Genomic DNA, 7,806 nt, shown 5'->3' on the forward strand with positions numbered 1-7,806 from the left:
GCCCCGGCCCGTCCGGGGGCCCATGCCCGGTCTGTCGGCGGGCGCAAGGCTTCCGGCGGGTCAGCCCTGGAGGCGGAGGTCGGCGAAGAGGGCGCGGTGGTCGGAGCCGGGCAGGTCGAGGACGCGCACGTCCACCGCCCGCGCCCGTCCGTCCGTGAGCACGTGGTCGATCGCCACCAGCGGCGGGATCCGGCGCATCGGCCACGTGGGGACCAGCCCCTTGCCGGTGGCCGCCGCCGCGTCGGTGTAGCCGGTGCCCAGCAGCCGCCGGAACACGGCGTGGTCCAGCGTGGCGTTGAAGTCCCCGGCCAGGATCCGGGGCGCGCCCGTGGACGGCGCGGGCGGCAGCGTCCCGACCCCCGCCGCCCACTCCGGCACCGTCGAGGGCACCGGCGCCACCGGATGCACGACCACCACCTCCACCGCGCCGCCGGGCAGCGCCGCCTCCACGACCGGCATGTGGTGCCCGACCGGCTGGAACACGCCCGTGCGCTCGCGCAGCGGGTGGCGCGCGTACACGCCGCTGCCGACCGGCCCCCACGTCTCCGGCTTGGTGACCTGGTACGGCAGCAGCGTCTCCAGCCCGGCCGCCGCCAGCCGGTCGCGTTCGGCCCAGGTCAGCTCCTGGAGGCTGAGCACGTCCACGTTCAGCGTGCGGACCAGGTCGACGATCGTGCGGGCGTCGCCGCGGCCGCCGTTGAGGTTGGCGGTCAGCACGCGCAACGGGCGGCCGGTCGCGGCGTCCGTACCGCCGGGCAGGGCGCGCGGGAGCACCAGCCAGGCCAGGCACACGCACACCGCCAGCATGACCGCGACCGCCGCCCGGCTGCGGGCCAGCGCCGCCGCGCCCAGCATCAGCAGCGCCGCCACCCCGAAGTACGGCGTGAAGGACACCAGCGGGACCAGCAGGACGCCCGACTCCAGGCCGCCGAGCCGGACCGCCGTCCCCGCCGCGAACAGCACCGCGACCGCCGTCGCCAGCCGCCGTCGCCAGACCCGGCGCGGACGCGTCCGCACGGGCTCCTTCACCACTTCGTCCGTGAGCACAGCCGAACCATAGGCCGCGATTCTTAAACCTGGATGAGCGTCAGGCGGGGCCGAGGCTCCACGCGCTCAGCAGGGCGTCGCCGCCGCTGCCCACGACCACGGGACGGCCCTCCAGCTCGGCCAGCGCCAGGGCCCGCACCTCGGCGCCCGGCCCGGGGCCCAGCTCCCCGACGACCTTGCCGTCGGTCAGGCTCCAGACGCGGACGACCGTCTCGCCGCCGCCCGGCGCGTGCGCGACGACCGCGACGGGCCTGCCGCCGAGCGCGCCCACGACCAGCGCGGACGCCCCCCGGTCGTCGGGGCTGCGGCGGCTGAAGTTCCACTTCTTCCTGCGCCTGCCGGTCGCCAGGTCGTAGACGCGCAGGGTGGCGTCGAGGTGGGTGGAGACCAGGACGGGACGGCCGTCCAGCTCGCCGCAGGCGAGCAGCTCGATGCCGCCGATCTCGCCGGTCTTGTAGGTATGTGTCACCTTTCCGTCTGACAGGCGGCGCACCCGGACGCGGTTGGCGCCGTCGCCGGTGACCAGCACCTCGTCGTCGCCGAGGCGGCCGAACGCCAGGCCGTTGACGCCCTGGAAGTGGTCGGTGACGGCGGGGCCGATCTGGCGGCCGGTGGCGAGGTCCCACAGGCGGACGACGCTGTGCAGGTCCTTCAGGCTGTCGTACTTCTGGGTGACGGCGACCGCGCGTCCGGCGGTGGTGACGGCGATGACCGGGTCGGCCGCCTTCTTCGCGTTGAGGGCGCCGCCCGCCGGGTTCCACAGCCGCATCGCGCCGTCGCCGTGCCCGGACGCGGCCTTGCCGTCGGCGCAGGACACGGCGGTCGCGGCGGCGCCGCCGTCGCCCATCCTGCGCACGGGCGCGGACGCCGGGCCGAGGTCCCAGAGGAGCACCGCGCCCTTGGACGTGCCGCAGACGACGGCGGCGCCGGCGGCGGCCAGGACGGCCGGCGTCCCGCTGCCCGCCGGCAGCGCCACGGGCTCCCTGACGGGCGCGCCGAACGGCTCGGCCGCGGGGGACTGAGTGGTGGACGCCGTGGGGGATCCGGTGGGCGACCCAGTGGGGGACGTGCTGGGCGCTGGGCTCGTCGCGGCTGTCGTGGGCGTGCCCGTCGCCGGGGGGCCGGTCGGGTCGCCGGTGGGGCGGGGGGACGGGTCGTCGGCGAGGCCGTTCGCGGGGCGCAGAAGAAGGAAGGCGGACGCCGCCGCAGCCACCGCGGCCGACGCACCGCCGACCACCACGGCCCGCCTGCTCACCCGCCGATCCGTACCCGGCCTGGTCGCCTCCCCGCGAAACGCCGGCCCCGTCGCCCCAGCCAGAGCCGGCGGAACCGTCGCCCCAACTCCGCCCCCTGCGTCGGCGCCCGCCGCCCCAGGCCCGCCCCCGGCGGGCGGAACCGTCGCCCCAGGCCCGCGCGGCGGAACCGTCGCACCGGCTCCGGGTCCGGTCGGATGGGCCGTCGCTCCGGCTCCGGGCGGGGGGATCGGCGCACCGGGCCCCGCGGCGCCGGGGGCGCTGATGAGGTGGCGGAGGAGGGCGGCGGGGGTGGGGCGGGCGGCGGGGTCCTTGGCGAGGCAGGACCGGATCGGGTCCACCAGGCGGGCCGGCACGTCCGTGAGGTCGGGCGTCCCGCTCATGACCTTGTGCAGGATGGCGGCGACCGTCTCGCCCGCGTACGGCGGATGGCCGGTGGCGGCGAACACCATCGTCCCCGCCCAGCTGAACACGTCGGACGCCGGCCCGACCCGCTCGCCCGCGAACTGCTCGGGCGACATGTACGCCGGCGTCCCCATCGGCGCCGAGGCCTGCGTCGTCGCGCCCAGGGCCTTGGCGATGCCGAAGTCGATGACGATCGGCCCCTCGGGCCCCATCAGCACGTTGCCCGGCTTGAAGTCGCGGTGCACGATCCCGGCCTCGTGGATGGCGGCCAGCGCGGTGAGCGTGGAGATCGCCAGCCGGTCCAGGGCGCCCCCCGTGCGCGGCCCCGACTCCCGGACGAGCCTCTGCAGCGTGTCGCCCGCGACGTACTCGCTCACGATGTACGGCCGCCCGTCGGCCACCCCCACGTCCAGCACGGCGGCCGTGCAGAACGCGGCCACCCGGCGCGCCGCCTCGGCCTCGCGCAGCAGGCCCCGGGTGACGTCGTCGTCCTGGGTCAGGTGGCTGTGCAGCAGCTTGATCGCGACCTCGCGGCCCGCGCCGTCGACGCCCTTGTAGACGACCCCCTGCCCGCCCGAGCCGAGCACGCCGAGCAGCCGGTGGTCGCCGATCCGGTCGGGATCGCCCGGCCGGAGCGGACGGACTTCCGGCATTCCGCTCCTCCCCTCGGGCGCGTACCGGCATATGCCGGCGAACCACACCATAGGGCCGCCTGGGCGAGCCCCGGAAGCCGGGGCCCGCGCCGGATGGCAAGATCGAAGCCGGCACCGCACAGGAAAGGCGTCCCGTATGGCTCCCAGGATCGCGACCGCCCGCCGCGTCGATCTGCCCGAACTTCTCGACTTCCTCCGCCCCCGGCATCACGGCCTGCTCTCGACGACCCGCGCCGACGGGCGTCCCCAGCTCTCGCCGGTCTCGTGCGGCGTCGACGACGAGGGCCGGATCGTGGTCTCCACCTACCCCGGGCGCGCCAAGGCCGCGAACGCCCGGCGCGACGAGCGCGTCTCGATGTGCGTGCTGTCCGACGACTGGGACGGCCCCTACGTCCAGGTGGACGGGCGAGCCGAGGTGCTGGACATGCCCGAGGCCCTCGACGCCCTGGTGGACTACTACCGGTGCATCGCCGGCGAGCACCCCGACTGGGAGGAGTACCGGCAGGCCATGCGCCGCCAGAACAAGTCGCTGATCCGGATCACGATCGACCGCTGGGGGCCGATCGCGACCGGCGGCTTCCCGGCGAACCTGACCCCCGGCGGCTGAGCGCCCGACCAGGAGCGCGCCGCCGGGAGCCCGCCGCCAGGAGCGCGCCGCCCGGGGGCCCGCCGCCTCAGCAGGCCCCCGCGTCAGCGGGCCAGCACCTCGCGCAGCACGTCGGCGAACTCCTTCGGACGGTCGACGAAGCCGGTGTGCTCGCCGGGGAACACCACCGGCGGCGCGCCGAGCAGGTCGGCCAGCGCCTGCGCGGTGCGGTGCGTGAGCAGGCCGCCCGAGTCGGCCCCGACGCCCACGACGACGCGGGCCGGCCCGGCCTTCAGCGCCGCGACGTCGGGCACGTAGCGGGTGGTGCCGCGCAGCTCGTGCAGGAAGAAGTGGGCGGCGTCGGCCAGGTCCTGCTCGGGCGACTCGCTCGGCGGCGGGGCCGGGGCGTCCTCGCCGGGTTGGAAGCCCGCGGTGGCCATGAACTTCCCGAACGCCGCCCCCGGGCCCTCCCGGCGGAACGTCTCGATCATGTCGTCCACCTCGGCGCGGCGCCGGGCCACGTCGGGCAGCAGCTCCAGCACGGGCGGCTCGTGCGCGACGAGGGTGCGCACGCGGGTGGGGTGGCGGGTGACCAGGGCGAGGCCGGTGACCGCGCCGCCGCTGCTGCCGAGCACGTCGGCCGACTCGGCGCCGAGCGCGTCCATGATCGCGAGCGCGTCGCCGGCCCGCAGGTCGGGGGTGGAGTCCTGGCCGGGGTCGTCGAGCGTGCTGCCGGCCACGCCGCGCGGGTCGTGGGTGACGACGGTGTGCTCGCCGGCCAGCTCCTCGGCCAGCGGGGCGAAGGGGGCGGCGTCCATCGGCGCGCCCACGAGCAGCAGCAGCGGGCCGCTGCCGCGGACGTGGTAGCGCAGGCGCCCGCCCGGTATGTCGAGAATGTGCGTGGTGCTCATCGGTGTGGGTCCTTCCGCGGAGTCGGGTGTCATCAGGTTGGACCACCAGGGACGGGGGAACTCATCGGTCCGCGGGCTCCCTGTCGCAACGTGCCGATCAGAGCTCCTTGACCTCGTCGAACAGCTCCTCGACGGCCGCGACGATCCGCCGGGTGGCCAAGGAGGCGGTGTCCGGGCCGTCGAACGGGTGCGCCCCGTCCTCGGCGACGCCCTCGACGGTGGCGAGGTGGGCCCCCGGATGGCAGACGACGTCCGGCTCGGGCAGGTTGGCCAGCAGGAACTCGCCCTGGCTCGCCCGCGCCTGCGACGGGTGCGCCCCCCGCCGCACCCACCGCAGGCTCCCCGACCGGTCCAGACGGTAGACGCCGGGGCCGTGGGCGGCCGACACGCGTACGGGGGTGTCGCGGGCCAGGCGGACCCGGACGTGGAACGGCCCGCCCGGCCGGGCCGAGCGCAGCAGCGTGCGCTGGTTGAACTCCTGCGCGTCCCCCAGCCAGGTCACCGGCCCGCCGAGCATCACCGACAGGTGGGCCAGCACGAACGGGGGCAGCCCGGCGGCCTGCTGGTTGACCGACGCCACCTCGGTGCCCTCCTGGTGCCGCCACTTGATCGCCGTCAGGTGGACCCGTTCGCCCGGGGTGAGGATGGCCTCCACGCTGAACAGGCCGGCCGCGCCGTACCTGCGCCAGGCCCAGGACGCGATGCGCTCGGCGCACTCGATGAGCAGCGCGGCGGCGGGCGTCGGCCAGGGGCGCGACCAGTCGTCGCCCGTGCTGCGCATCGGCCCGGCGCCCAGCTCGGCGATCCCGGCCGAGGTGTGGGCGGGGCGGTCGGCGTACACCCGGACGCCGCCATCGCGGTCGGGCACGCTGAGCACCGCGATCGTGCACGGCCAGCCCGGCACGTACGCCGCCACCCGGTACGGCCCGAGCAGCCGGGCCGCGCGCGGCATGTCCTCCTCGCCCGCGACGACCACGGTGCCGTGCCGGTCCGCCCGCCGGCCCGCCTGCACCACGACCCGCTCGGTGCCGACCGCGCGCCGCAGCTCGGCCAGTCCGGGCAGCCGCTCGACGTGCACGCAGGGGACGCGGGCCACCGCCGGCACGCCGGCCGCCCGCAGCAGGTCGTCCAGCAGGTGCTTGGCCTCGATCGCGGCCCGCACGTCGGCGTCGATGGCCGCGACCACCCCGCCGGGGCCGGCCAGCTCGCGCAGGCGGGCGTTGTCGTACCAGGTGAAGACGACCGGCGGACGGTCCAGCTTGAGCAGGTGCCGGGCGGCCTCGTGCCGGACGCGGGGCAGCCAGGCGTGCCGCTCGGCGACCGACCGGGTCCTGGTGCGCTCCTCGGCGGCGACGACCATGCCGGGCAGCGCCGGGTCCCACGCCGGGTAGCAGCCGATGCTCAGCGCCGGGCGCAGCACCTCGACCGGGGCCGGGCCGGTGTAGCCGGTGCGCAGCGCGGTGCTGAACCGTTCGACGCAGACCAGCGGGCGGCCCGCCAGCGCGGCCGTCAGCTCCTCCTGCGCCGCCTCCTCCAGGCCGGTCTCGTGCCGGCCCGCGCCGTGCAGCCCGTCCATCAGCCCCTCCCTCGCCGTCCTCCGTACGGGGCCGTCCCGCGAGGGGCACGGCCCGCACTCTTGACGGTGAGCCACGTCCGGCGCACCGTCGAGGCCACAGTGATGTGAAGCGATGTGAAGATGAGATGCCGCCCCGCCGTACCCACCCAGTCGTCAACCGGGCGCTGGCGGCGTTGATCGAGCAGGCGGGCTGGACCCACGCGGCCACCGCGCGGCACGTCAACGCCGTCGCCGCCGAGAGTGGCGAGCGCGTGCACTACGACCGCTCGGCGGTCGGCCACTGGCTGACCGGCACCATCCCGCGCCCCGAGGCGGTGCGCGCGGCGGTCGAGGCGTTCCGCCGCCGCCTGGGCAGGCCCGGCCTGCGCCCGGCGCATCTGGGCTGGCCGGAGCCGGGCGGGTCGCCGTCCGCCGACGATCCCTGGCGCGGCGACCCGGTCGCCCGGCTCGCCGTGCTGGGCGAGGACGACCTGCTCAACCGGCGCACGTTCACCCTGGCCGCGTTGTCCGGCTTATCGGGCTTATCGGTCCTGGCCGCGCGGCGGGCGGGCGGCCGCGCGGCGGCCCGCCGGGCCGGCGCGGGCGACGTCGAACGGATCCGCGCCACCACCCGCGCCTTCGCCGACCTGGACGACCGCTACGGCGGCGGCCACGCCCGCGCCGCGGTCGCCGCCTACCTGTCCCGCGAGGTCACACCCCTGCTGCACGGCACGACCGGCCGCCGCAGGCCCGACCTGTTCGCCGCCGCCGCCGAGCTGAGCTACCTGGCCGCCTACATGGCCATGGACGCCGGCGCCCACGCCCTGGCCCAGCGCTACTACATCAGCAGCGTGCGTCTCGCCGACGAGGCCGCCGACCTGCTGCTGCGCGCCACCGCCCTGCGCAGCATGGCCGTCCAGGCCGCCGAGCTGGGCCACGACGGCGAGGCGCTGGCCCTGGCCGAGGCGGCCGCGTCCGCGCTGGCCGGGCACGGTCCCGCCCGCACCCAGGCGTGGATCACCGGCATGCGCGCCGAGACCCACGCCGCCGCCGGCACCCGCTGGGACGCGCTCAGCCTGCTCAGCCGTACCGAGACCCAGCTCGAACGCGCCGACTCCGTCCCCGAGTCGGAGTGGACGGGCAACTACCGGCGCGAGTCCCTGGAGCACCAGATCGGCCTGACCCTCACCCAGCTCGGCGACCACGCCACCGCCGCCCGCCACTTCGCCGCGTCCATGCGGGGCAGACGGCCGGTCGAGCTGCGCACCCGTGCCCTGATCGGGCTGCGGGCCGCCCACTCCCTTCTCCGCGCGGGGGAGGTGGACCAGGCGGCGGCCACCGTTCTCGACCTGAGCGACGACATCCGGCTGATCTCCTCGGCCCGGGTCCGGGAGGA

The 7,806-nt window shown here is 76.7% G+C and carries 6 protein-coding genes; 2 read left to right on the top strand and 4 right to left on the bottom strand.

Annotation, left to right across the window (positions count from 1 at the left end; all coding sequences use genetic code 11):
- Positions 1 to 60 precede the first annotated feature (60 nt).
- Both ACWCSD_RS15405 and ACWCSD_RS15410 read right to left on the bottom strand, forming a co-directional pair.
- The gene (locus tag ACWCSD_RS15405) at positions 61 to 1,047 is read right to left on the bottom strand and encodes an endonuclease/exonuclease/phosphatase family protein (protein ID WP_397160290.1); all 987 of its coding nucleotides are present in this window, start codon (positions 1,045 to 1,047) and stop codon (positions 61 to 63) included.
- 40 nt (positions 1,048 to 1,087) lie between these two features.
- Positions 1,088 to 3,358, bottom strand: coding sequence for a WD40 repeat domain-containing serine/threonine protein kinase (locus ACWCSD_RS15410; RefSeq protein WP_449915451.1), 2,271 nt, complete (start codon positions 3,356 to 3,358; stop codon positions 1,088 to 1,090).
- 136 nt (positions 3,359 to 3,494) lie between these two features.
- Between ACWCSD_RS15410 and ACWCSD_RS15415 the strand changes: the two genes are divergently transcribed.
- Positions 3,495 to 3,965 (top strand): PPOX class F420-dependent oxidoreductase, encoded by a 471-nt coding sequence (locus ACWCSD_RS15415; RefSeq protein ID WP_449915454.1) that lies wholly within the window; start codon positions 3,495 to 3,497, stop codon positions 3,963 to 3,965.
- Between the two features lie 83 nt (positions 3,966 to 4,048).
- Here ACWCSD_RS15415 and ACWCSD_RS15420 read toward each other — a convergent pair whose 3' ends face one another.
- Both ACWCSD_RS15420 and ACWCSD_RS15425 read right to left on the bottom strand, forming a co-directional pair.
- The gene (locus ACWCSD_RS15420) at positions 4,049 to 4,855 is read right to left on the bottom strand and encodes an alpha/beta fold hydrolase (RefSeq protein WP_449915456.1); all 807 of its coding nucleotides are present in this window, start codon (positions 4,853 to 4,855) and stop codon (positions 4,049 to 4,051) included.
- Between the two features lie 97 nt (positions 4,856 to 4,952).
- Positions 4,953 to 6,431 carry a hypothetical protein gene (locus ACWCSD_RS15425; protein WP_397160284.1) on the bottom strand — a complete coding sequence of 493 codons (1,479 nt, stop codon included), beginning with the start codon at positions 6,429 to 6,431 and terminating at the stop codon, positions 4,953 to 4,955.
- 125 nt (positions 6,432 to 6,556) lie between these two features.
- Between ACWCSD_RS15425 and ACWCSD_RS15430 the strand changes: the two genes are divergently transcribed.
- On the top strand, positions 6,557 to 7,806 hold a 1,250-nt coding region (locus ACWCSD_RS15430), incomplete at its 3' end, for a hypothetical protein (RefSeq protein WP_449915459.1).

This window comes from Nonomuraea sp. NPDC001684 (assembly GCF_053596515.1).